This window comes from Ruminiclostridium herbifermentans, from assembly GCF_005473905.2.
GTDB lineage: Bacteria > Bacillota > Clostridia > Acetivibrionales > DSM-1351 > Ruminiclostridium > Ruminiclostridium herbifermentans.
On record NZ_CP061336.1, the window covers coordinates 970,250 to 995,766 of the forward strand.

General features: G+C 32.6%; 18 protein-coding genes, 1 riboswitch and 1 other annotated feature. Of the genes, 11 read left to right on the plus strand and 7 right to left on the minus strand.

The genetic code is table 11. The features are described 5' to 3' along the window. Positions 1-374 precede the first annotated feature (374 nt). The 3 genes from EHE19_RS04320 (at position 375) to EHE19_RS04330 (ending at position 4,553) form a co-directional block, all read left to right on the plus strand. The gene (locus tag EHE19_RS04320) at positions 375-2,399 is read left to right on the plus strand and encodes a glycoside hydrolase family 11 protein (RefSeq protein ID WP_137698056.1); all 2,025 of its coding nucleotides are present in this window, start codon (positions 375-377) and stop codon (positions 2,397-2,399) included. Between the two features lie 269 nt (positions 2,400-2,668). Continuing rightward, a complete protein-coding gene (locus EHE19_RS04325; RefSeq protein ID WP_137698057.1) occupies positions 2,669-3,577 on the plus strand; it encodes an alpha-hydroxy acid oxidase in 909 nt (302 codons plus the stop codon). Between the two features lie 136 nt (positions 3,578-3,713). Then, positions 3,714-4,553: a sugar phosphate isomerase/epimerase family protein gene (locus tag EHE19_RS04330; protein ID WP_137698058.1), complete on the plus strand. Its 840-nt coding sequence runs from the start codon at positions 3,714-3,716 to the stop codon at positions 4,551-4,553. Between the two features lie 273 nt (positions 4,554-4,826). Here the strand turns inward: EHE19_RS04330 and EHE19_RS04335 are convergent, their stop codons facing one another. The 3 genes from EHE19_RS04335 to EHE19_RS04345 all read right to left on the minus strand — a co-directional run bounded on the left by EHE19_RS04335 (position 4,827) and on the right by EHE19_RS04345 (position 8,930). Next, positions 4,827-5,372, minus strand: a complete 546-nt coding sequence (locus EHE19_RS04335; protein ID WP_137698059.1) for a GNAT family acetyltransferase — start codon at positions 5,370-5,372, stop codon at positions 4,827-4,829. After that, positions 5,369-6,487: an AAA family ATPase gene (locus tag EHE19_RS04340; RefSeq protein ID WP_137698060.1), complete on the minus strand. Its 1,119-nt coding sequence runs from the start codon at positions 6,485-6,487 to the stop codon at positions 5,369-5,371. Before EHE19_RS04340 ends, EHE19_RS04335 begins: the two co-directional genes overlap by 4 nt. A 262-nt stretch (positions 6,488-6,749) precedes the next feature. Beyond that, positions 6,750-8,930, minus strand: a complete 2,181-nt coding sequence (locus tag EHE19_RS04345; RefSeq protein ID WP_137698061.1) for a glycoside hydrolase family 3 N-terminal domain-containing protein — start codon at positions 8,928-8,930, stop codon at positions 6,750-6,752. Positions 8,931-9,264: 334 nt separating this feature from the next. Between EHE19_RS04345 and EHE19_RS04350 the strand changes: the two genes are divergently transcribed. The 3 genes from EHE19_RS04350 (at position 9,265) to glf (ending at position 11,911) form a co-directional block, all read left to right on the plus strand. After that, a complete protein-coding gene (locus tag EHE19_RS04350) occupies positions 9,265-9,594 on the plus strand; it encodes a hypothetical protein (protein WP_137698062.1) in 330 nt (109 codons plus the stop codon). A gap of 203 nt (positions 9,595-9,797) precedes the next feature. Beyond that, positions 9,798-10,535 (plus strand): hypothetical protein, encoded by a 738-nt coding sequence (locus tag EHE19_RS04355; RefSeq protein WP_137698063.1) that lies wholly within the window; start codon positions 9,798-9,800, stop codon positions 10,533-10,535. 263 nt (positions 10,536-10,798) lie between these two features. Next, positions 10,799-11,911 carry a UDP-galactopyranose mutase gene (gene glf, locus EHE19_RS04360; RefSeq protein ID WP_137698064.1) on the plus strand — a complete coding sequence of 371 codons (1,113 nt, stop codon included), beginning with the start codon at positions 10,799-10,801 and terminating at the stop codon, positions 11,909-11,911. Positions 11,912-12,325: 414 nt separating this feature from the next. On the opposite strand, the gene EHE19_RS04365 is transcribed toward glf, so the two are convergent. The 3 genes from EHE19_RS04365 to EHE19_RS04375 all read right to left on the minus strand — a co-directional run bounded on the left by EHE19_RS04365 (position 12,326) and on the right by EHE19_RS04375 (position 15,324). Continuing rightward, positions 12,326-13,342: a glycosyltransferase family 2 protein gene (locus EHE19_RS04365; RefSeq protein WP_137698065.1), complete on the minus strand. Its 1,017-nt coding sequence runs from the start codon at positions 13,340-13,342 to the stop codon at positions 12,326-12,328. Continuing rightward, positions 13,339-14,004: a phosphatase PAP2 family protein gene (locus tag EHE19_RS04370; RefSeq protein ID WP_137698066.1), complete on the minus strand. Its 666-nt coding sequence runs from the start codon at positions 14,002-14,004 to the stop codon at positions 13,339-13,341. The genes EHE19_RS04365 and EHE19_RS04370 overlap by 4 nt, the downstream gene beginning before the upstream one ends. 357 nt (positions 14,005-14,361) lie before the next feature. Beyond that, on the minus strand, positions 14,362-15,324 hold the full coding sequence (locus EHE19_RS04375) for a tRNA dihydrouridine synthase (RefSeq protein ID WP_137698067.1): 963 nt from the start codon (positions 15,322-15,324) through the stop codon (positions 14,362-14,364). Positions 15,325-16,335: 1,011 nt separating this feature from the next. Here EHE19_RS04375 and EHE19_RS04380 point away from each other — a divergent pair. From EHE19_RS04380 to EHE19_RS04400, 5 genes are all read left to right on the plus strand, one after another. Then, positions 16,336-17,709, plus strand: a complete 1,374-nt coding sequence (locus tag EHE19_RS04380; protein ID WP_137698068.1) for an aldehyde dehydrogenase — start codon at positions 16,336-16,338, stop codon at positions 17,707-17,709. A gap of 45 nt (positions 17,710-17,754) precedes the next feature. Then, positions 17,755-18,714, plus strand: coding sequence for a tRNA (5-methylaminomethyl-2-thiouridine)(34)-methyltransferase MnmC2 (gene mnmC2, locus EHE19_RS04385; protein WP_137698069.1), 960 nt, complete (start codon positions 17,755-17,757; stop codon positions 18,712-18,714). Positions 18,715-18,825: 111 nt separating this feature from the next. Beyond that, on the plus strand, positions 18,826-20,811 hold the full coding sequence (locus EHE19_RS04390; protein ID WP_137698070.1) for a family 16 glycosylhydrolase: 1,986 nt from the start codon (positions 18,826-18,828) through the stop codon (positions 20,809-20,811). An 84-nt stretch (positions 20,812-20,895) separates the two neighbouring features. Beyond that, positions 20,896-21,101: a binding site (T-box leader), on the plus strand. Between the two features lie 218 nt (positions 21,102-21,319). Beyond that, the gene (gene serS, locus EHE19_RS04395) at positions 21,320-22,597 is read left to right on the plus strand and encodes a serine--tRNA ligase (RefSeq protein WP_137698071.1); all 1,278 of its coding nucleotides are present in this window, start codon (positions 21,320-21,322) and stop codon (positions 22,595-22,597) included. A 384-nt stretch (positions 22,598-22,981) separates the two neighbouring features. Next, the gene (locus tag EHE19_RS04400; RefSeq protein WP_137698072.1) at positions 22,982-23,191 is read left to right on the plus strand and encodes a cold-shock protein; all 210 of its coding nucleotides are present in this window, start codon (positions 22,982-22,984) and stop codon (positions 23,189-23,191) included. Positions 23,192-23,706: 515 nt separating this feature from the next. Here the strand turns inward: EHE19_RS04400 and EHE19_RS04405 are convergent. Next, positions 23,707-24,705: an Ig-like domain-containing protein gene (locus EHE19_RS04405; RefSeq protein ID WP_137698073.1), complete on the minus strand. Its 999-nt coding sequence runs from the start codon at positions 24,703-24,705 to the stop codon at positions 23,707-23,709. Positions 24,706-24,994: 289 nt separating this feature from the next. Next, positions 24,995-25,109: riboswitch (FMN riboswitch) on the plus strand. The last annotated feature ends 408 nt before the right edge of the window (positions 25,110-25,517 follow it).

The following is a 25,517-nucleotide window of genomic DNA, read 5'->3' on the forward strand; positions in this document are numbered from 1 at the left end:
AATTCATATAATTCATAAACATAATGTTAATTAAGTACAAATATGTTTGTAGTATTCTCGTATGTGGGAAATTATTTCCTGTCGAAAAAACAGAAAATTTCTTAGAAAAGAAATTGGTATATAAATAAATCTCATCTCAAGCTTAGATTTTATACTGATACGCCTCTAACTATAAATAACAGCCACTTTTATTTTTTGAATTTATGTTTGTGTGTGTGAAATTTTAACAAAAAACTATTAAATTATTGTGAAACTTATTGTGAGTTTCGTCTTAAAATTTATTGTGGACCGTGTTAAAATATGCTAGAATATGGTAGAATATGTTACTGCTCTAACATGTTCGATTATTGAAATAAGGGGAGGAGAGTGCAAAAATGAACAAAAAATTGATGGTAATGTTTTCTATTCTAATGTGTTTTACCATCATATTGGCTGGAGTAGACGTGCAAGCCGCAATAACGCTTACTGGTAATGCAACTGGTAATATTGACGGCTACGACTATGAGCTATGGAAAGACAACGGAACCACTAGTATGACACTAAATGGTGGCGGTACTTTCAGCTGCTCATGGAGTAACATCAATAATGCGTTATTCCGCACAGGTAAAAAGTACGATGAGACTAAGACCTGGCAGGAACTTGGCAACATTAAATTAACTTACGCATGCGACTATCAGCCAAATGGAAATTCATATTTGTCTGTTTACGGATGGACAAGTAGTCCGCTTGTTGAGTATTACATAGTTGACAGTTGGGGGAACTGGAGACCACCCGGATCTCAATCAAAGGGGACAATAACTGTTGATGGTGCTGTGTATGATATATACCAGACAACTCGTGTAAATCAGCCTTCAATCAAGGGCACTGCAACCTTTGAACAGTATTGGAGTGTTCGTCAGCAGAAACGTACCAGTGGTACAATAACTGTTAGTGATCACTTTAAAGCTTGGGAAGCTAGAGGAATGAAAATGGGTAAGATGTATGAGGTATCAATGGTTGTTGAGGGATACCAGAGCAGTGGTAAAGCTAACATGACCAAAATGGTAATTGAGACTGATGATAATCCTAATACAGATCCTGACCCAGGTACAGATCCAAATCCAACTGAGAGAAGTGCCTTTTCAGCAATAGATTCATCAAGCTATAATGATACAAATTCTACAACCGTTAGGAAAATTGGAACAGATTCCGGAAATGGTGTAGGATACATTGAAAATGGTAACTATCTCGTATATAAAAATGTCGATTTTGGAACTGGTGCAGCTTCATTTAAAGCCCATGTTGCTAATGGAAATAATACAAGTACAACTATTCAATTGAGAACTGGCAGTTCAACAGGTACAATTATTGGTTCATTAACTGTGCCTAATACTGGCGGATGGGATACTTACAAGGACTTATCCACTACTGTTAGCGGTGTTTCAGGTGTAAAGGATTTATACCTTTGCTTTAATGGACCTGTTAACGTTGGAACATTCTCATTCAGTAAGAGTGGCGGCACAGATCCTGATCCTGATCCTGGACAACCAGGAAGTACAATATTACTTGGTGATGTTGATGGAAGCGGTGCTGTAGATGCTCTTGACTATGCTGCTTACAAGCAGTATTTACTAGGACTAAAAGATTCCTTACCTGCAGCTGGTGATTGTGATCAAAATGGTTCTATGGATGCTATTGACTTTGCTATGATAAAGCAACATCTTTTAGGACTAATTACGTTAGGCACAATAGAAGTTGGTGGTGGAAATTCAGGAGGAGGTACTGATCCTATAGATCCAACTAAAAAGCTTATTGCTTTAACTTTCGATGATGGTCCAGATGTAAATATGACACCAAGAGTTCTTGATAAACTTGATAAGTATGGTGTTAAGGCTACTTTCATGATGATTGGACAAAACATTAATGCTTCAACTGCTTCATTAGTTAAAAGAATTAATGATGGCGGACATGAAATTGGAAATCATTCATGGGACTATCAAAGTATGAATAATATGTCTGCATCAGATATTAGAACAAAAATTGCTAATACTACTGCAGCTATAAAACAATACTCAGGTCAAACACCTAAATTTTTCCGTGCACCAAATCTGGCATATAGCCAAACCTTGTACACAGCAGTTGATTTAACATTTGTACAGGGTGTTGTATGTAATGACTGGGATCAATCTACATCTGCTCAAACAAGAGCAAATTTAGCATTACAGGGTGCTAGAGATGGGGCGATAATATTATTGCATGACAATCAACCAGCACCACATCCTACTGCAGAAGCGTTGGATATAATAATTCCTACACTACAACAACAAGGTTACCAATTTGTAACTTTGAGTCAGTTGTTTGCAGCTAAGGGTGTTGATTTAAGCACTACTGGTGATAAGGTTTATACTTATGTTCCATAAATTTTAAACTTAATTATTAAGTAATATAAATGAACCTATGTAATAGACTTTTAAAAGTTTATTTACATAGGTTCATTTTTTATGCGCCCAGAATGGGCGCTTTCTATGTCAATAGTGGGGGTAGACTTTAAACTTAATAATACAATATAAATTTGGGTATCAATATAACTATTGCATATATTTTATCAAGAGTTTATTATTTCAGTAATAGATAATCTTTTGTTTTTTCTTCAAACATTATATTGAATATGAAAGGAAGTGAAACTCTTATGGAAAACAATGATAAGGAATATCTAAAGAATGCTGGTGATTCAGATATTATAACAAGAGAGTATTTTGACTCATTACTGCTTGAAATGAGGCACATTGATTCTGTAATACCTTCAACTAAACTTGAATTGTATGGAGAGACATTTGACACGCCCATTATGACAGCTGCACTTTCTCACTTGAATAGAATACGCGAAAGAGGAATGGCAGAAATGGCAAAAGGAGCAGTATCAGCAAATGCTGTTAATTGGTCAGGTATGGGGGATGAAGCAGAACTTGAGGAAATTACAAAAACAGGTGCTCGAACAATTAAAATAATAAAGCCATATACTGATAACAATTATATTTTCAGGAGAATTGAACACGCAGAAAAATGTGGGGTTTTGGCGGTTGGAATGGATGTGGATCATTCCTTTGGAGAAAATGGAAAGTATGATAATGTCATGGGACATCAGATGTCTTCAAAATCATTACAGGAAATAAAGGAGTTTGTGAAAGCAACCAAGCTGCCATTTATAGTTAAAGGCGTACTTAGTGAGCAGGATGCATATAAATGCTTAGAAGCAGGTGTTCGTGGAATTGTAGTTTCTCATCATCATGGTATTATGAAGTATGCAGTGCCGCCATTAATGATATTACCTAAAATTGCAAAAGTTATTGATAATAAGATTCCAATTTTTGTAGACTGCGGAATTATTAGTGGCATGGATGTCTTTAAAGCACTTGCATTAGGCGCTACCGCAGTATCTGTTGGAAGGGCAATTATGGAACCGCTGCGAATGGAAGGCTCAGAAGGTGTTAAGAAGCAAATAGAAAAGATGACAGAAGAACTGGCAGGAGTAATGGCAAGGACTTGTACTCCTGATATTAAGCATATTGATTCATCAATTATTTGGCATAGAGGTTAACTTGAAAGTGTTTGAAAGAATCATTAGATTAGTTTATACTCAGATAATCAGGCTATTTATCTTGACGCTATTTTATTTGAAAAAATCATAAAAATTAGTTTACTGGTAGAAGCAGTGATAAAAGGAGGTAATATTTATGCGTATAGGCGGAGGAATCGAAAAACCATATAGTAATCCTGAAGAATGGTATAAGCTTGTGAAGGAATTAGGCTATAGAGCAGTTCTGGCTCCAATAGATTACAAAGCTTCTAGTGAGGAGAAGAAGGAATATCTTAAATGTGTTAGGGAGCATGATCTAGTGATTGGTGAAGTGGGTATTTGGAAAAATGTATTATCAATAGATGACAAAGAGCGAAAAGAAGCCATAGATTTTAGTAAAAATCAGCTTGCATTGGCAGATGAACTTGAGGCATGTTGCTGTGTTAATATAACTGGAAGCAGAGGAGATATGTGGGATGGTTTTCATGAATCTAATTATTCGAAAGACACGTATGCTCTAGTTGTGGATTCCATAAGAGATATAATAGATTCAGTCAAACCAGTAAGTACATTTTATACAGTTGAACCTATGCCATGGATGATACCAGATTCACCAGAGCAGTATCTGCAATTAATTCAGGATGTGGATAGAAAAGCATTTGGGGTACACTTAGATTTCGTTAATATGATAAATAGCCCTAAAAAATATGTTTTATGTGATGAGTTTATTGAGGAGTGCTTTACAAAGCTGGGGAAATATATAAAGAGTATTCACGGAAAAGATGTTTGGATGGAAAATGCATATACAACATTAATCCATGAAACAATGCCCGGAAAAGGCAGAGTGAATTACCAGAAAGTAGCTAGACTATGTGAAGGGTTAGGAAAGGACATGCCTTTGTTTGTAGAGCATTTGCCTGATTTTGAAAGCTACAAACAGGCAGCAGATTATGTGAGAAAACAGGCAACATTAGCAGGAGTTAATACAGAGGGGTAGATTATACTATGCAAAATAAGTACAAAAAATAAGAAATGATATGTCATTGGATTTGATTATAAAATTATGCAAATTATCAATACTATGTTGGAAATTACTGTAGTGAGGATGAACACTTATGCAGGTATGATTTTTAGAGTATGTAGTTGTATTGCAAATGGTTTATATACTTGTTGAATCATAGAAGGAGTCAATAGGGCAAAAATTGACTCCTTTTATAAAAATAAATAAAAAAGCTTTATGTGTGTCAAATAATCTGGTTTTATATGTACGTTATTTTAACAAATCAGCCAGATAAAATTCATCTTTTTCATGAGATTTTTTAATTCTTTTATACTCTTTTATCGATTCAACAAGGACTGAAATATTTTTACCAAAATAATCAGTATAGAACTTAGTTCTATTATCATATTTAACGCCATTATGTTTTATGTTTTGCTTAGCAAATTTCTTAGGACTAATAATAGACTTATCTTTGTTAAATTCATTAACCATATTTTCAGATATAATCAATAGCATCTCTAACTTGGGCTTAGTACAATATTTTCTTATAGTGTCGCTATTGATTTTATCCTTATATTCTTTAGGAATTTTCAAAGCATCACTTAATTTGTCTCCAATTCTTAAGACTTCTATTTTTTCTGAACCAGTGTACATATTTAAATATAACTTTATCTGCGTACTTTTATCAATCTGCCTTGCATGAAATGGAACAAGTCCAAGTAAATCCTCTTTTTTAAATTTCAACTTACCATGTTCTAATAGCAATCGGATTATTTCTTTTTCGTTTGGACCTTCGCACATTATTAGTTTTATCATTGTAGAAGTAACCCCTTAAGATTCATTAATTCATCATAATTGACAGCTGTGTTAAATGTGTTTTCGTAAAACTTTTTGCTTTTCAAAAGGTCAGTCCTTATGGAATATCTTTCATACATGTTATTGATTGTTATTTTTTTCTCTGAAGTTGTTATAAAGATATTATCACTTCTGTTTGTTAAATCCAATAATTCACAATAATGGGTAGTAAAAATGATTGATGAATTTTTTCGATTTACTGACTTATCTTTAAACAAAGAAATTAAGTTTTCAACTAAAGTCTTATGAAAATGGTTTTCAATTTCGTCAATTAGCAAATCGAACCCATACTTAAGTGCAGCTATTGCCGAAATGTAGACATACATTCCTTTTGTAGTTCCGCTTGAAAGCATATAAACTAATTCCTCATTTGAAAGAGTCTCTGTATTTCCTAAATAATTAATTTCAAAATGCGTTTCATCAATCATTTTTATAGTATTTATATTTTCATCGAATATACGTAAAATGGACATAAAAATATCATTAGAGATATCAAAAGTTTTTATAGATCTAAATAATAAGGAATATGATTCTGCCTCTCTCATATGGCAATCAAAAAAAATATTTCTGACATCAGCTTTTTTTAGTATAAAAAATACTGATGATATATCTTCTGGCAATTCTCCATCTAATTTGATTTCTTCAAAACCATCTTTTTCATAGATGTTTTTGATGTTTGACTTAAAGTATTTCTTTTTATAAATCCTCTGATCTTCAAAAATAGATCTATTCTCAAACAATGAACTTTTTCTTAGCGTAGTTTTATAATTATAAATATAACCTTCAAAATAAAAAGTTATATCCAATAAAGTATTATCAAAATTGAAGAATTTTCTTTTCAGTCTGAATAGTGAAAGAATATCATAAGCTATCTCTAATAATTCAATTGCGGAGGTTTTACCTGATGCGTTTTTACCAACAATTGCAACTGTATTGAATCGGTAAAGCCCTTCGGCTATTTCTTGTAATTCATATTCCTTATCTTCCGAGGTCTTTTTAGATTTTGCAGTTAAATCAATAGTAAAATCATCAATGCAACCTTTATAATTACTAGCTCTTACTCTTAATAATTTCACATTTTCCCTTCTTTCTAAGCTTGTTATAACATATTATATAGCGATATTAAAATAAAAACAACTTTTTTGTTTAAAATTTAGTGATATATATTATTATTTCAAATTTTGACATGTTTTATACATAAAACATGATATAATCAAATTTGTGGAAGAATTTGCTACGGCTGAAGTGATTAAAAGAAGAGATATCCCAATAAAAATTATGGAATACCTCTGTATAAAGATATAAACAACTATGCGTTATTATCTAAATGCAATCTACTTACTTCACCACTAATATTTCCTTTAGCAAGCTAGAGTCTCTAGAATCAGGGCCAACCATAATTTCAAATTCTCCAGGTTCTACAATGTATTTTTCATCAGGTGTTACCAGTGCTAAATCAGAAATTGAGAGATTTATAGATACAGTCTTTGTTTCACCTGCTTTAATAAACACTCTTGCAAACCCCTTTAGTTCCTTATCTGGAGTCATTATGGAACTTATCTTATCATTTATATAAAGCTGCACAATTTCAGTACCATCGTATTTACCTCTGTTTGTAACATTAACCTGTACAGTAATTGTATCATTTTTATTGCAAACCTTAGTAGACAAAACAAGGTTTGAATACTGATATTTTGTATAGGACAGCCCATATCCAAAGGGATAAAGTGCATTTTTATCAGGAAGGTCAACATATTTGGGACTGTGCCAACCAGACAATTGATTGTAGTAAACAGGTGTTTGTCCGCTATGATAGGGGAAGGAAATAGAAAGCTTTCCACTGGGAATAAATTCACCATATAAAAGTTCTGCGGTAGCTTTTCCGCCTAATATTCCAGAGTTGAAGGTTTCAACTATAGCATCAGCATTTCTATATAGCCATGGAATAGATAAAGGTTTTCCATTTACCAATATGACAATTAAAGGTTTACCAAGGGATTTTAAAGCCTTAAGGAGTTCTAGTTGGGAACCAGATAAGTCCAAGTTTGCTCTATCCTTGAATTCACCATTTTGCTCTACACAGTCACCAACAACTGCTATTATTGCATCGCAATCTGAAACTGTGGTAACAGCGCCTTCAATATCATGTTCGTCAGTCAATAAATCACAGCCTTTGTGATATGCCACCTCAATACCACGTGAAGCAGATAACTCGGTAATGCCCTTTAGCATTGTGTAATATTCAAAATTAGGAACAGCGTCAGGTTTAGGGTCGGGGTGAGTGAAAAAAGTCCAATCTCCAAATTGTGCTTTTAAATTATCTGCATTTGGACCAATTACTGCAAGCTTTTTAATTTCGTTATTTCTATTCAGAGGAAGAATATTTTTGCTGTTTTTAAGTAAAACTAAGGATTCTCTTGTAAGTTCAAGATTTACCTGTTGATGCTCTTTACAAGAAATAACTTCCCTGCTCACATAACCACTTCTTTTTTTGGTATCAAATAGACCCATTGAAAATTTTAAGGACAAAATTCTCCCTACTGCTTCATCAATTAGGGACTCAGAAAGTAAACCTGATTTAACAAGTTCTATTGTTGCCTCATAGAAGTCGTTTGTAGCCATAATCATGTCATTTCCAGCTTCTACAGACTTTTTGGATGCATCACTTATATCGGGGGATACCTTTTGCAGAGTTATAAGGCTTCCTGTGTTATTATAATCCGTTACTACAAAGCCTTCAAAACCAAGCTCTTCCTTTAATATTTCACGAAGCAGCTTCTTATTTACAGCCATTGGTACGCCATCAATAGACTGATAGCCAGTCATAAAGGTTGCACAACCAGCCTCAACAGCTTTTTTGAATGGAGGGAGAAATACTTCTCTAATTTTTCTATAGGTTACTTCAGTGTCGTAGGCATCTCTTCCACCAGTGCTTTCACCATAAGCAAGATAATGCTTTGCACAAGCAGCAATACTATCTGCATCTGATAGGTTTTTTCCTTGATAACCCTTTATAATAGCAGCAGCTAACACACCTATAAGATAAGGGTCTTCTCCGAAGGTTTCATTTATTCGTCCCCAACGTAAGTCTCTTCCAATGCAAAGAACTGGCGAGAAAGTCCAATGTATACCATCAGCTGCTACTTCTCTGGCAGTTACTCTTCCAGCCTTTTCTATTAATTCAGGATTCCAGCTGCAGGACATACCAAGCTGTGATGGGAATATGGTTGCGCCATTCATAAGGCCATGACCGTGTATTGCATCAATTCCAAATATTATAGGAATGCCAAGCCTGTTTGACAATGCTAATTCTTGAAGATGCTCTGCTTCTTTTCCAAGAACATGGAGAAATGAACCTGCATTTTTGTTAACAACCCAGTCTTCGGCTTCTTCTAAAGTTAATGTGTTATAGCTAATTTGCATCATTTGACCAACTTTTTCTTCTAATGTCATTAGAGAAAGTAAATCTTCTGTACGTTCTTTTGGTGAAAGACTAGGATTTTGATATTTATTTTCCATAAAGTTATATCCATGTTTATTTTTTACAAGAGAAACATGGACTAGCACCTCCTTTTAAAAATAAGTTACTAAACTATCCTGCTAGAAAGCAAATGTGTTATATCAATGCAATGTTTTGTGTGCAATGTTTTGTGGTGCAAAATAATTGCAAGAATTAGGATATATTAACTATATTACATTGCTAAATATATTTTTACAACATCCAAATATAATAAAGAAAGTTATATGAAGTGCATATTAGTTGTTAATTTTAATAAAAATTTACTTAATTATGTAGAAAGATAAAAATTTATTTATTACAAAATAATCTTATTTATTAAGGAGAGGGACTTAGATGGTTAGCTTTTTGGAGAATTATTGGCTGGTATTAGTAATGGTAGCTTTGGTGTTGGCTTATATTGTTTATTTAGTTATAAATAAGAGATGGAAAAGGCTTAGGATTATTGCAAATAAGTTAATGTTGCAAGCAGAACAAACTATTATTGGTACAAAGAAGGGACAAGAACGATTTGAACAGGTGTTGACACAGGTCTATTTATTGATTCCTGTTTGGATAAGGATATTTGTGAGTAGAAACCAATTTGAGAAAATATTACAAGGATGGTATGACTTAATTAAAGATAGCTTAGATGATGGAAAAATAAATAATTCAATTGAAAAGTAAAATTATACATATTGAAAATATACAAGAATAATTATTACAAATTTAATATTCAATAGATTCATTTTTTGTAATTAAAGTGCAGAATATTCACTAAAACTAAAAATAAGTATTATTTTTGTAAAATATTCTAAGAAAAAGAAGGGATTTATTAATATAATTATGAATAATATACAAAAATAACTTATTTTTAAGGAGGATATGTAATGTTAAACAGCTTTCGCAGTAATATAGGGACAAATATCAAAATAATTAGTGTTCCAACAATGTTAATTTGCTTTCTGCTGATTTTATTGTTATTGCCGTGTAATGCCAATGCAGATACACCTTTACGAGTTATTTCAGGGACAATAACATATGAAAATGGTATTGCTCCTGAAGGTGGCATATGGATTACAATGTATGCTATGGGTGAAAATGGAGGGGTTTTTTCAACAGAAGTATTAATACGTGAAGGAGATTATGCAACAGAATACGCAATACCAATAGATTTTTCTTATACAAATAACAGTAATAGATTTATTATAAAATGTGAGCCTCAAAAAGCATCAAATTATTCAGCTGAGATATATGGTTCATTAGTGGACGTAAGCTATGAGGATGCAACGAATATAGACTTTACAACGAGATGGCTGACTGAGCGCACAATTTCTGGAACTATTACATATAAAGATGGTTTGGCACCTGCAGGTGGAATTAAAATAAAAGTTTCAGCTATTGGAGAATATGACTTTGAAACAGAGGTAATAATGCCTGAAGGCTGTAGCAAAGTAGCATATAAAATACCTCTTGACTTATATTTTTTGAGTTCAAATACAAGCTTTATGATAAAATGTAGTCCGGAAGACCCAACAAATTACGAAGGAACTGAGTATGGAAAACTGATTGATATCTATGAAAATAATTTATCAAATATCAATCTTACAATAGCGGCAAATATATAATAATGAATTAGAGAAAAACTATAAGTAAACATGTTTCGTAGTTATAGTGTAAAATAGTAAAACGATATTCTATAAAATATTAGAATATCGTTTTTTACTATTATCTTATATAGTTAAAACTAATATTTACAAGTATTATTGCAGATTATTTGATTGAGGTGTATAATTCTATAGCAAATTGATTTTCTGTTTAGTACTAAAATATTGAGTGAATATTAAATATATGTGTGAATTTCTTTGCAGTATTAAGAGGAGGACTATAAATGTATGACTATCTGATTGTTGGAACCGGTATTTTTGGTTCAATATTTGCATACGAAGCTAATAGAAGAGGTAAGAAATGCCTAGTTATAGACAAACGTTCACATATAGGAGGTAATATATATACATCATTGGTTGAGGGAATTAATGTACATAATTATGGTGCACATATTTTTCACACTAGCAACAAGGATTTATGGGAGTATGTGAATAAGTTTGCAGAATTTAATAGGTATACAAATTCTCCGGTTGCAAGATATAAATCAGAAATTTATAATTTGCCTTTTAATATGAATACCTTTAATAAGATGTGGGGTGTAACTACTCCATTAGAAGCAAAAGCTAAAATCCAGCAGCAGATTGAAGAAGCTGGGATACTTGAACCAAAGAACCTTGAAGAGCAAGCTATAAGTTTAGTTGGAAGAGATATTTATGAGCGGTTAGTAAAAGGATATACGGAAAAGCAATGGGGAAGAAGAGCAACAGAACTTCCATGTTTTATTATAAAGAGATTACCTATTCGTTTCACATATGACAACAATTACTTCAACGATAAATATCAGGGAATACCTATTGGAGGTTATACTCAGATTATTGAAAAAATGCTGAAGGGAATTGAAGTCAGGCTTAATATGGATTTCTTTATGCATCGAGAAGAATTGACAGCGCTTGCAGATAAGATTGTTTTTACAGGGATGATAGATGAATTTTATAACTATTGCTATGGTGAACTTGAATATCGCTCACTGCGCTTTGAAACAGAAGTATTGGACTGTGAAAATTATCAAGGAAATGCGGTTGTTAATTACACTGAATATGAAATTCCATATACCAGAATAATTGAGCATAAACATTTTGAATTTGGATGTGAAAGCCAAAATGTAAATCCTAAAACAGTTATCACAAAAGAATATCCAGTAGCCTGGAAACATGGTGACGAACCGTACTATCCAATGAATGATGATAGAAATAATGAACTTTATGCAAAGTATAGGGCTTTAGCAGATAAAGAAAAAAAAGTTATTTTTGGTGGCCGACTTGGAATGTATAAGTACTTTGACATGCATAATGTAGTAGCTGAGGCATTATCATGCGTAAAAAATGAAGTTCGCTAATTTTTTCAGTACATTAAAATTTGACTTAAAAGCTAAGGTATAGTGTACGGGAATTATGAATAATGTTCGAGGACAGGCTTCTCTAATAAAGCAATATAAATGCTCTGAGTAAGGGTATCCTTGACATGGTAAAAAATTTCGCTTTTATTGCAAACAAGATATGGAATCTAATTTTTTGGCTTTAATACCATTAGTTTTAACATCATAGAAAGCTATCTACACAAAACTTCACACACTTGCTTAATACAGGCTTAGGACCTTGACTTCATAAAAAATGCGTAACAGATATCAAAATCTGTTACGCATTAAGAGTCTAACTTTAAGCGTCATATCACACATCACTATTTGGACTATGCTTTTCTGTATTTTACTCCTTATTTACAATTAATTATATGCATTTGTGTTCACAAAGTCCTAATTAAAGCCAAATATTTTCCTTGATAGTGAATAGCAAAAAAGTATGAGTTTTCTTCCTAAATACCCTTTAAATTGTACCAAAGAACCTAAAAGGGACTTGTCCACTTCATCGAACAATTGTTGGTCTTTTGAACTTAAATACTGCCAGAGTTCTTTCTTTTTACTCATACTTTGCTCTGTATTGTCTTTGAGTAATAGTACGGTACTAACTGTCATCATCATAACTAAGTATTTTATCATATACTTACGTAGTTTTTTACATTCGATGTGTATAGGATTATAGCAGTCTATCATTAGTTTTGTAACCTTGATTTGCTGATCAATGCGCTGTATCATTATTTTCTCATTAACTGATTGATCTGATCTTCCAATAAAATACCTATATAGGTCTAAATTCATATAGTACATTGTCTTTACATAGGGCAATGGCATATAAACGAAAATATTATCTACATAGAATGTATGCTTAGGAAGTACTAGGTTACATTCCTTCAGAACTTCTGTTCTATAAATAACAGAATGCATCAGAATATTTTGACTGTATCTAAGAAAACCTAAATCATTCCAAGTAAATATTTTGTTTTCAGGCATTGCACCTTTATAGTTAATACTTTTGGATTTGCCGATACTTACATTTTCATAAACATAATTTGTTATAAGCATGTCTAAGGAAGTAGAGTTATTAATCATGGCCTTTAAAGTATCTAATACTTTTTGTAAACTTTCTTTATTAAACCAATCATCACTATCTAAAACCTTAAAATATATGCCATTTGCATGTTTAAGTCCAGTGTTTATTACATCGCCGTGACCGCCGTTTTCTTTATGGATGGCACGTACTATATTTGGATAGTTCTTCTCATATTCATCAGCAATTACTGAAGTATTATCACTAGAACCATCATCAATAATTAAAATTTCTATTTCGTCACTTCCTATAAGTAATGATTCTACTGCCCTATCCATATAAGCAGCTGAATTATAACAAGGTATCACTATAGTTAGAATTTTCATTTCAATATCTCCTGGTTATTAATTTTAATTGTTTTACTAAACTGTACACGTGATGTAAATTGCCACGTTAATTCAGCTAATAAAACTCCACCTAAAACATCAACAATTACATGCTGTTTTGTAGTCAATGTTGAAATACATATCATTAGTGCTACTAATAATGTTACGTATCGATACCATAAAGGTATGGTTTTACATTTTCTCAAACCAGCAAAGCAATACCAGCTAACTAAACAATGAATTGACGGAAAGAGATTATTTGCAGGGTCTATATTATATAAAAGCTGCAACATATCCCAAAAAACACCCGATTGCGTTATTTCAGGTCTAATATTCGTTGTAGGTAAAGATATATACGTTATAAAGCATACTAATTTTCCTAATAAATCTGCACATATAAATCGATAACAATGCTCTTTATCTATTCTGCATATTAAAATGTAATTTATAATCCAAAAAATATAACTTCCAAAATAAATAAGTATAGTTATTGGTATTACTGGTAAAACATCATCTATTTTTGAAGTTAAATTATAAAAATACCTGTCTTCATAAAACAGTCGTACTCCATTATATACTGAAAAATTAAAAACTACGCATATAATTAAGGGTACAATAGCATATTTAGGTATAAGAGAACGAGTTTTTTCTATTATTTTCATGTCATCTCCTATTTAAAACGTAAATGTGTGGGATAATCATATGTATATAATAATCAACAATCTCAATAAAATGTGATAGGAAATTTCGTTATTATGTTAATAAAACTAAAGTCCTTATAAGACCCTAATAAAGTATAATATTTATTATGATATTAAGTCAATATGCTAATGGAGAATTAGTTATAATCTATAATAAAATACTCCTAGCGTAATTTTTGATTGTATTATGTCAAATAGGTGCATAATATTAATACTTTACATGTCTTATATATGTTTAAGTGGAAAACAAAAATAAATCACTTATAATAATAATAATAGTTCTACCAATTTTATTGCCAACTTTTTTTGACTTTATTGCTATCTTATAGGAGAATCACTCCACATAGAAGAAGAACTGAGAATTTGGTTTGCTGCTTCAAGATAATCATTAGAGTTATGGCATTTTTTTATTCTCTTCAGTAGTTTTCCGTCCTTATCAGTATGGGCTGACAGTTGCCTCCAGAATTCCTTCATCTTATCACATAAATGCTTATCACCCGATAGAGTATTCTTATAGTAGCTAAAAATCCCATCATGGAATTCTTTCAGCAGAGACATTTTATCTTCATGTGGAATAGTTTTTCCCTTTATAGCAGAAGGCAGAAATGGATTGCTTAAAGCACCTCTTCCTAACATAAAGTTTTTTATGTATGGAAACCGTGTGCTGATGCGCAAGTAATCATCATATGTGAAAATATCTCCGTTATAGGTTATTTCATGCTTACAAGCAGAGGCAATTGCCTCGAAGGAATCCAGATCAACACTGCCAGTGTACATCTGTTTACCTGTACGAGCATGTATTATTACACCACCTAAGGGATATTCGTTTAGTACTTCAACTACGCGCATACCCTCTTCAGAATTCTCTAGACCAAGTCTCATTTTTACAGTAATTGTATATTTTCCAGCGCAAGCTATATCCAAAAGCTTTTTTATCATATCAGGATAGGGAAGTATTCCTGACCCTCTTTTCTTTCTTGTTACCATAGGAAATGGGCAGCCTATATTCCAGTTGATTTCGTTATATCCCATATCGGCAATTACATCAGAAAAAAGTTTGAATTCAGTTCCGTTATTACTGAGAATTTGAGGGATAATTTTGATATCTTTATTATTATTCTCAACCATGATGTCTTTCAATAGTACAGGATTTACTTTATCCATATCAGCAGTGGCAATAAATGGGGCATAATAGGCATCAATACCTCCAAAAAGCTCTGAAAATAAATTTCTGTAGCATGCAATAGTCATTCCTTGAATTGGTGCTAAAAAAAGATTCATATCTATTCATCCTCTGTTATGATTAATTTTAAAATTAATGTATCATAATACTATATAGTTTACGGAATAAATGCAATAGCAGATTATAAAATGAACTTTCGTATACAGCCTATTGGTGTGACGTTCCAACTAATTCTTACATTTATCCTTAATTATACTTTTCCATAATAAAGAGAAAAGTTGTTGAAAAAGGCTATCTATGCTAAAGTTTATCAATAGTCCGCTGCTATGTAAACTAACTAATTTTACTTGTGTATTAATTTATTTTAAAATGAGTTTTTTGGTAAGCTACATATTTTTAATACTGATACTAGAGTGCCAGTGAGTTAGTACTATATTTTTTATACTGTAAGGATTATAAAATAATTTGCGCAGCTCGGTAATTTGTCTTGTTATGTTAGTTTTATAACTGAGTTTGAAAACATTACTTATTTCATCCACTCAATGCATTCCAACTTACAGAAAACTTTGGAACACCTGGAATGTTTAGAAATTCCGCTACCTTTGCGATGTTATAAGAGTACAACTTAAATAAATGGGGTGCTTGGATAAAGATATTTGTTAGAATTTGTAGGTGAAGTATAGTTAATGTATACCAACGAAACAATGAAGCATGGATGATGAATGTGAGCGACGGTAAAATTAACTTTGATGAACCAGTACAAATTTAACGAATATCTCGTGAGTGTCCTATTTAGATAAGTTTGTACGGGAGTGCTAGTAAGCAATAACCATAATTTTAACCTGTAAAGTCAATAAATAATTAGTTACATCGCATTAATTTAACTTGTTATGATAGTTTTTTGAACTGAGTTTGCAGTATTTATACTTGCATGCGAGTACAACCTAAATAAATTGGTTAAGGGTAGTGTTGATTGACTAGAAGCAAATTTACCTTTAGTATATAAATGAATAGAAAATGGAGGTTAAAAATGCGAAGTTTTTATTGCTTTGCAATAGCTACTGTTGATTGCATGTTATTAATGGAACTGCTAGAGAGGAGGAGTACTTATAATTAATATTGCTGAAACTCAGAGAAAATTTCATAAAAAGGGATTAACAAGGGGAATTGATGAAAGAGTTTTCCAACTGAGAAAATTGAAAAATATAATTCTAGCAAGCCAATCAGATATATATAGTGCATTAGAGAAGGATTTGGGCAAATGCCAAATTGAAAGCTATATGACCGAGGTAGGAATTACTATAAATGAGATTGATTTTATGATCAAAAATATAAAAAGGCTGAGTAAATACAAGAGAGTTAAAACTCCCTTTATATTTCTAGGGGGTTCAAGCTTCATTGTTCCAGAACCTTATGGGACAGTGCTGATAATAGGGCCTTGGAATTATCCTTTTCAACTTGTTATGCTACCCCTTGCAGGAGCAATAGCAGCAGGTAATTGTGCTGTTGTTAAGCCTTCTGAGTTATCACCAAACGTATCTAATGTTATAACCCAAATTATAAATGAAAACTTTGAAAAAGAATATATAGTTTCTGTAGAGGGTGGAGTTGAAACGTCAGAGCAGCTGCTTTCGCAGAAATTTGATTATATTTTTTATACAGGGAGTACAAATGTTGGCAGAATAGTTATGGAGGCAGCTGCTAAAAACCTGACGCCTGTGACTTTGGAATTGGGCGGAAAAAGTCCATGTATAGTTGACAAGGAAACTAATTTGGACAATGCTGCAAAAAGAATTATGTGGGGGAAGCTTATAAATTGTGGTCAGACTTGCGTAGCACCCGATTATCTTTTTGTGCATAAAGAAATCAAGGATGAACTAATTAAAAGGATTATATCTTCCATTCATGAATTATATGGCAGTGACCCAATAAATAGTGAGCAATATTCTAAAATAATTAATGAGAGACACTTTAACAGACTTGTAGCCTTAATTAATAATCAAAATATAATCTATGGCGGTCAACATAATATTGAAGAATTAAAAATTTCTCCTACAATAATATATCCTGTTTCGACGGATAGTAAGATAATGCAGGATGAAATTTTCGGACCCATTTTGCCTATAATGGAATACGAAGACCTCAATGAGGTTATTGAATTTATAAATGATAGACCAAAGCCATTAGCGCTATATTTCTTTTCGAATAATAAAAGCAATGTGAAAAAGGTTATCTCTAGTACCTCATCGGGGGGAGTGTGTATCAATGATACCATTAATCATATTACAAATGCATATTTACCCTTTGGAGGAGTAGGCGACAGTGGAATAGGAAACTACCATGGTGTTGCAACTTTTGATACGTTTTCACATAAGAAAAGCATCCTGAAAAATCAAATAGCCTTTGATTTTAAGCTAAAATATCCACCCTATAAAGTATCTGTGAATTTAATGAAAAAAGTATTTAAATATTTGCTTAATTAGGATATTCAATTTAATTAAGACAATGTTGAAGAGGAAGTGTAATATATGTTAAAAGAGAAACCAGAATATCTATTAAATGATAAATTTGATGATATATATTTTGATGTAGTTGATGCAATAGACGAAGCAGAACAGGTTTATTTAATTAATAATAATCTTATTGAACGAATTAGTAAAAGTATAGAAGCTGGTGAACCTTTTATCATTGGGGAAACGGGCTTTGGAGCAGGGAGATTGGTAGTTTCCCTTATGCGATATTTAGACAAAAGCAATATGAAAAATGTCTACATAGAATATAATTCAGTTGAGTTATACCCAATGAGCCCTGAGAGAATGCACAATATACTTGATGGATTCAGAGAACGGGTGGGTGATAAAATTGATGCTCTTGTTAAAGCGTATCAAAGCATTGATATAAATGTTAGTGGCTGGCATGCTGTGGAAATGACGCAGCCCTTTGGAACCCTTAAATTAAATCTGTGGGTGGGGGAAGCCCTTGAGATGGTTAGTTCCCTAGAAAAATGCTGTGATGTGTGGTTCCTCGATGGTCATAGCCCTAAAAAGAATCCTGAAATGTGGCGCCCAGAACTTCTATTGGAAATTGGGAAAAAGACAAAGATTGGTGGAGCATGTGCTACTTTTACAGTTGCAGGTGCTGTAAAAAGAGCATTGACAGATGCCGGATTTGTAATAAAGAAATTTCCCGGGTGTGGTGGAAAAAATGAGGTGCTTCAGGGAGTAAAAATGATTGAATCGAGATGTGGGGTAAGCTGTGAAGAATGTTCATACAGAGAACCATATAAATGTGGGGGATGCATACATACAAATGGTAATCCTTTTCATGGAGAATGTCCTGTGGCAAAGTGCTGCCAAAACAGAGGATTTGTACATTGTGGAAAGTGTCCTAACATTCCATGTGAGTTATTGACACGGTATTCAAATGATGAGGAACATGGTGATAATCCAAAAGGGGCAAGGATTGAGCAATGTAAGAAGTGGGCATAGTTGTAATTTTTATATAGCAGCCATAAGCTATAAAGGAAATAATATCCACATAAAAAGTGCTTTGAATTCGCATTACTATATGGGAGTTTATTTTTATGATGGAGGTATGACATGAGAAACAAATTTATATGTGTTTTGGTATGCTTAACTATTTGTATCCAGTGCTTTTCTTTTATTGGATTTAATTCAGAAAATGCAATGGCAGCGACTGTGAGTATATCTAATGGAATTCAATTTAAAGATACTTCTGGGAATGTAATACATGCTCATGGTGGAGGATTAATCAAATACGGTGATTATTATTACTGGTATGGTGAATATCGTGATAATAGTAATTATTTTCTTGGGGTAAGATGCTATAGATCAACTGATTTAAAAAACTGGGAATATCGTGGAGAAGTTTTGGAACCCAGTTCAGCAGCAGAACTTAACAAATGTAATGTTGAAAGACCCAAGGTAATGTATAATGCTTCAACAAAGCAGTTTGTAATGTGGATGCACTGGGAGAATGGTGTAAACTATGGACAAGCCAGAGCAGCAGTGGCATATTGTAATACACCAGATGGAAAGTTTACATATCAAGGAAGCTTTAGACCTATGGTAAATTCGGGTGTAACAGATCATGGTTTGCCCGGTTATATGTCTAGAGACTGTAATGTTTTCGTAGATACTGATGGAACTGGATATTTTATATCTTCATCCAATGAAAATATGGATTTGCATTTATATAAATTAACACCTGATTATAAAGGAATTGCTTCTCTTGTTGCTAAGCTGTTTGTAGGAAAGCAAAGAGAAGCACCCTGTCTCATTAAAAGGAACAATTACTATTACCTTATAACATCAGGCTGTACAGGCTGGAATCCAAATCAGGCCAAGTATGCTTATTCAACTAATCTAGCTAGTGGCTGGTCTGATCTATATAATTTGGGTGACTCTACTACATATAACTCACAGCCTGCATATATCATACCTGTTCAGGGTACTAATGGTACAAGCTATTTATATACAGGAGACAGATGGGCTGGTGCTTGGGGTGGTAAAGTTAATGATTCGAAGTATGTATGGCTGCCTCTGATATTTGAATCAAATACAAGTCTCAAGCTGCCTTATTCTGATTCCATTCAAATAGATACTGTGGCAGGTACAATAACATACAGGGACGATACTATTGCACCAGATCTTAGTGATGGGTGGGGTTTGGTGTTTAGTGACGATTTTAACGGAACAAGCCTTGATACAAAAAAATGGAATTATAACTATCCTTGGGGAAATACCCACACAAACAGAGCTTACTGTGCTCCTGAAAATGTGAGCGTAGCAAATGGAGTACTTAAAATAAAAGCTGAGAATAAAAGACATCCAAATGCTCCTGCAACTACAAATACATATGATGGAACCTTTTCTTTAGACTATACATCTGGCGCTATAAATACAGATAAAAAGTTTAATTTTACTACTGGGTATATAGAGGGAAGATTTAAAATGCCTGGAACAACTGGATTTTGGCCATCCTTCTTTACTCTTAATTCAAATGGTGGAAGGCCGCCTGAAATAGATATATTTGAAATATTATGCCATGAACCAACAACATTGCATACAAATTATCATTATGGCAGTTCAAAGTCTCACTATAACAAACAAACAGTTGCTGATTTATCAAAGGATTTTCACATATATGCCGTAGAATGGGATACTGAGTATATCAAATGGTATTTAGACGGGAAACAGGTAGCCAGTGCATTTAGGGACTCACAGGCTATAGCTGCGGCAAAAGATATGTACTTGATAATTAATCTTGCTGTTGGTGGCTGGGAAACTGATCCTAATAGCTCTACTGATTGGTCTCAGGGTTTTGAGTGTGACTGGGTAAGAGTTTGGCAAAAAGGTGCTGATTCAATTCCAGAGGTCATATTAGGTGATATTAATAATGACAAGGCAGTTGACTCAATTGACTTTGCGCTGCTTAAGAAGTATTTGCTTGGAGATAACGTATTATCAGATGAACGTGCCAAAAAGGCTGCTGATTTAAGCGAAGATGGAACAATAGATGCAATTGATTTCGCTCTTTTAAAGAAATATTTGCTTAATCAATAAAAGAATTTTAATTAATATTTAGCTTGAAATATACAACATATATAGATATAATTATTAATACAAATTATTACCTCGTTATATTGAAAAACAGCGAAGAAAAAGCAAAGATTTAATTAATTTCTTAAGAGAGCCGATGGTTGGTGCGAATCGGTGAAAGGTTAAATCAATCCACTTTTGAGCTGTCGGTGATGAATCGAAAGGTTAGTACCCTTTATCCTACTAATAAGAGGTTGATTATTTATATATAATCAGCAATTTGAGTGGCAACGCGGATACCTTCCGTCTCATTGTTTATGAGATGGGAGGTTTTTTATACTTTTGGGAAAAATAAATATAGTTGTGAAAATTTAAAAATGGATATGGGATTAAACTAAATTAATTTAGAAAAACCTATTTTCAAAAGAATCCTAAGTATTCTATGGGTATATTATCTGAAATTTTATCTGTAGAGAATAGGAGAATCAATGAGATAGTACTAATAAATGAAAGAATTACAAGGAGGAAGTATATGTTAGATTTAAAGTTTTTAAGAGAAAATCCTGAAATTGTAAAACAGAACATTAGAAATAAATTTCAGGATAGCAAATTGGGTTTGGTGGATGAAGTTATAGCATTAGATGTGGAACTTAGAAACACAAAAGTAGAAGCTGAGTCTTTACGTGCAAATAGAAATAAGATTTCCAAAAGTATTGGTGCTTTAATGGCTCAAGGTAAAAAGGAAGAAGCAGAGGAAATGAAAAAGCAGGTTACTGCAAATTCAGAGCGTTTGGCTCAATTAGAAGCTTTAGAAAATGAACTAGAAGAAAAGGTTAAAAAGATAATGATGGTCATTCCAAACATAATTGACCCAAGTGTTCCAATTGGTAAGGATGACAGTGAAAATGTTGAAATTCAGGTTTACGGTGAGCAATTTGTACCTGATTTTGAAATACCTTATCATACAGAAATAATGGAAAGATTAAGTGGTATAGATTTGGAAAGTGCCAGAAAGGTTGCTGGTAATGGTTTCTATTACCTAATGGGAAACATTGCTAGACTTCATTCTGCTGTTATTTCATATGCACGAGATTTTATGATTAATCGTGGATTTACTTACTGTATACCACCTTTTATGATTCGCAGCGAGGTTGTTACTGGTGTAATGAGTTTTGCTGAAATGGAAGCCATGATGTATAAAATAGAAGGTGAGGACTTATTCCTAATTGGTACTAGTGAACATTCCATGATTGGTAAATTTATTGACACAATTTTACCAGAAGATGCATTGCCACAAACCTTGACAAGCTATTCACCATGCTTCAGAAAAGAAAAAGGAGCTCATGGCCTTGAAGAAAGAGGAGTATATAGAATTCATCAATTTGAAAAGCAGGAAATGATAGTTGTTTGTAAGCCAGAAGATAGTATGATGTGGTTTGAGAAAATGTGGCAAAATACAGTAGATTTATTCCGTTCTTTAGATATTACAGTTAGGACTTTAGAATGCTGTTCAGGTGATTTAGCAGATCTGAAGGTAAAATCTATTGATGTAGAGGCTTGGTCTCCAAGACAAAAGAAGTTTTTTGAAGTGGGAAGCTGCTCCAATCTAGGAGATGCGCAAGCAAGACGTTTGAAGATTCGTGTAGATGGCAAGAATGGGAAATACTATGCACATACATTGAACAATACTGTTGTTGCGCCACCTAGAATGCTGATAGCATTCTTAGAAAATAATCTTAATGCTGACGGCTCTGTTAATATTCCTGCTGCATTGCAGCCTTATATGGGTGGTATGACTGTAATAAAATAAAACTTTCAAAAAAGAGTATATTTTAATTTTTAATTTTATAAATGAACAATAATGAATTAAGAATTTAATAAGGGCGTATCAAGTGCTTAATTATAGGGTGCTTGATATGTCTCTTTTTTTTATGAAATAAAAGCAATTTTTCTAAGTGTAATTATTACAAATGCTTTACTTTAACATCAGGGAATTGCTTAATAACTGCTTCTATAGCTAGTCTTCTATGACAATAGAATGGTTTTTCCTCACTACATAAAAAACAGGTAAGTAAATTAAAGTAAATTTGATGCTTTTATAAAAGTGATATTTTTATAATTATCTCCATTATAAAAAATAAAGTCAAAACAAATACTATAATGTGAAAAAAATATGAAATAAGGAGAATTGCATATGGCTATGTACACAGGTGTTGTTAAATGGTTTGATAATGAAAGAGGTTATGGTTTTATTTCTACCAATGAAGGTGAAGATGTATTTTTACATCATTCGCAAGTTAAAGAAAAAGGAAATGATAAGGATATCCATGAGGGTGAATCAGTAATGTTTGATATTATAAAGGATAAAAAAGGGCCATCAGCTGTAAATGTTCAGAAGATGTAATTCTGCCCGCTTGAATTGCCCATTAAGAATATATTAATATTTTTTTGATGGGCAATTTTATACATATTCAAACAAATATCTTTAATCTAGTAACCCATATATATAAGTTGTACTCATATCAGTAAGTAATTATCTGAAAATTCAGTTAAAAAACCAGCATTAAGAGATAAATTAAAATACAGTGTTCATTATTTTATGAAGCTTGCAGATAAATATGAAGTACAAGCTTGCTGATACTCTCGTACAAACTTATCTAAATGGATTACAACAAGAGATTTGATGAATTAACTATTACAACGAGGTAGGATAAGATTAGATTATGCAAATCAGTGTAGGATTGATACTCAAATGAAGCAGATGGAATCTAGTTTGCTGTATTTATTCCTCACAAACATATAAATTAATTTTATAGATTTAATCTTTTTAGAATTGTATTTTTTATACTAAATTTGTAATTATAAAGTGAATAACATTATTTGTTACTCAAATGCAGCATTAGGGCAAAACCGAACATATTATTTAGTTATATGAACGGTACACTTTACTTTAGTTCCGTCTTCAGATGCGTATATGTATGCTGTACCTTTCTTAATGGCTGTAATTGTTCCTGTTGAATCTACTTTTACAACATTGGAATTGCTTGTGGACCATACAGGAGATAAACCAGAAGAAACTTTTGCTGTTATTTTTGCAGAAGTACCTTCTTTTAGAGTTATTTCTGATGAACTTAAAGTTATAGTCGGCTTTTCAACAACAACTGTGCAGCTTTTTGACACACCATCAACAGTAGCGGTGATAGTAGCAGTTCCATGCTTTATTGCTGTCACATTACCTAAGGCATCTACGGTAGCAACACTTTTTTTGTTAGTTCTCCAGACTGGACTTATACCAGAAGAGACAGTTGCAGAGAGTTTGGATTTCTGACAGCGGTATAATTTAATGCTAGTGCTGTTAAGCGATATTGTGGGGGATTTTACTTTGATTTTGCAGGTAGAACTGCTTCCGTCAGCGGTTGCTGTTATTGTTGCTTCACCAGGCTTTATGCCAATTACTTTGCCGTTTTCATCAACTGTAGCAATACTTTTTTTATTACTTTTCCATGTGACTTTTGAATTGTTTGAGGTGGTTGCTGAAAGCTTTATGGTCTGGTTTCTCTCAATGGAAGCACTTGTTTTACTAAGGGTGACTTTTGTTTTGTTTACGGTAACCTTACAAGCGGCTTCTGCATTTTTTATCTTAGCTGTAATTGTTACTGTTCCGGATTTTTTGGCAGTGACTAAACCATAAGTATTAACAGAGGCAATACTTGAATCACTGCTTTTCCAGGTGGGATCTTTAGCATTAGAAGTCAGTGCAAATATATAAAATTGATTGCCTATATCAACAACTGCGGAATATTTTGATAGTAAAATAAAGGATAAGGATGAACTTGCATACAAAGTTTGAATTGGAATTGAAAAAATAGTGATAAAACATAATATTAATGCTAATAGGGTTTTTTTAGTTTTTGACATTAGAATCCTCCATTCATAGAATGTGAGGAATAAATGAAAATATATTGATAAACAGCAAACTTGAGTTAATTTTAACATAGGTGTATAAAAATGTAAACAAATATTTCGGATGCATAAACTAGAAAACTTTTACGCTTTTATGTCTTGGGAAATAATATTGCAGAGTATTTCTAAATACCTTGACTATAGAATACAAAAATGGTAAATTTGAATAAATGTTTTGATTAGATTCGAAATAAAGATTACTATAAAAGTGTTGTTATTTAATAAAAAACTTAAAAACTGAATATTAGTTCTTCAGGGAGAGGTGAAATTCCTTATCGGCGGTATAGCCCGCGAGCCGTAAAGGCTGATCTGGTTAGATTCCAGAGCCGACAGTATAGTCTGGATGAGAGAAGAATTTATTATGCTTATATATTGCTTTTATTAGTTTGCCCAGCCCTGAAGTTTACGCTTCAGGGTTTTTTACGCACTTTTTTGCTTTAGTAGTGCCTATATAAATGTTAGTAAGAAAATTTAAGTTTACATTTCTTGTATTCATAAGGCCACTAGCATTTTTAATAATACCTTGTACGAAAATAGTGCGTTTTCTAGTTAAAAACTACAAGTGGTTACCTGATGGTATGCTTAAAGTGGAATTATTAAAATGCGAGAATCTCTGTAAGAAACTTTATGAGGTTTATGCAAATATTTTTATTAACATGGTACGTTAAGATATAAAAAAAACAATTTTTTGTTGAATGTTTAAAATGGAACTGTAAAAAGCAATAGTAATTTTTAAACAAGGCTTTTCTACCGAAGCTTTAATATAA

What these genes read in the sequence shown, in the direction of transcription:
- EHE19_RS04335 (WP_137698059.1), bottom strand. Translation starts at nt 5,372, where the DNA reads ATGATAAAACTAATAATGTGCGAAGGTCCAAACGAAAAAGAAATAATC.
- EHE19_RS04320 (WP_137698056.1), top strand. Translation starts at nt 375, where the DNA reads ATGAACAAAAAATTGATGGTAATGTTTTCTATTCTAATGTGTTTTACC.
- mnmC2 (WP_137698069.1), top strand. Translation starts at nt 17,755, where the DNA reads ATGTTAAAAGAGAAACCAGAATATCTATTAAATGATAAATTTGATGAT.
- EHE19_RS04325 (WP_137698057.1), top strand. Translation starts at nt 2,669, where the DNA reads ATGGAAAACAATGATAAGGAATATCTAAAGAATGCTGGTGATTCAGAT.
- EHE19_RS04355 (WP_137698063.1), top strand. Translation starts at nt 9,798, where the DNA reads ATGTTAAACAGCTTTCGCAGTAATATAGGGACAAATATCAAAATAATT.
- EHE19_RS04390 (WP_137698070.1), top strand. Translation starts at nt 18,826, where the DNA reads ATGAGAAACAAATTTATATGTGTTTTGGTATGCTTAACTATTTGTATC.
- EHE19_RS04330 (WP_137698058.1), top strand. Translation starts at nt 3,714, where the DNA reads ATGCGTATAGGCGGAGGAATCGAAAAACCATATAGTAATCCTGAAGAA.
- serS (WP_137698071.1), top strand. Translation starts at nt 21,320, where the DNA reads ATGTTAGATTTAAAGTTTTTAAGAGAAAATCCTGAAATTGTAAAACAG.
- glf (WP_137698064.1), top strand. Translation starts at nt 10,799, where the DNA reads ATGTATGACTATCTGATTGTTGGAACCGGTATTTTTGGTTCAATATTT.
- EHE19_RS04370 (WP_137698066.1), bottom strand. Translation starts at nt 14,004, where the DNA reads ATGAAAATAATAGAAAAAACTCGTTCTCTTATACCTAAATATGCTATT.
- EHE19_RS04345 (WP_137698061.1), bottom strand. Translation starts at nt 8,930, where the DNA reads ATGGAAAATAAATATCAAAATCCTAGTCTTTCACCAAAAGAACGTACA.
- EHE19_RS04350 (WP_137698062.1), top strand. Translation starts at nt 9,265, where the DNA reads ATGGTTAGCTTTTTGGAGAATTATTGGCTGGTATTAGTAATGGTAGCT.
- EHE19_RS04405 (WP_137698073.1), bottom strand. Translation starts at nt 24,705, where the DNA reads ATGTCAAAAACTAAAAAAACCCTATTAGCATTAATATTATGTTTTATC.
- EHE19_RS04400 (WP_137698072.1), top strand. Translation starts at nt 22,982, where the DNA reads ATGGCTATGTACACAGGTGTTGTTAAATGGTTTGATAATGAAAGAGGT.
- EHE19_RS04365 (WP_137698065.1), bottom strand. Translation starts at nt 13,342, where the DNA reads ATGAAAATTCTAACTATAGTGATACCTTGTTATAATTCAGCTGCTTAT.
- EHE19_RS04375 (WP_137698067.1), bottom strand. Translation starts at nt 15,324, where the DNA reads ATGAATCTTTTTTTAGCACCAATTCAAGGAATGACTATTGCATGCTAC.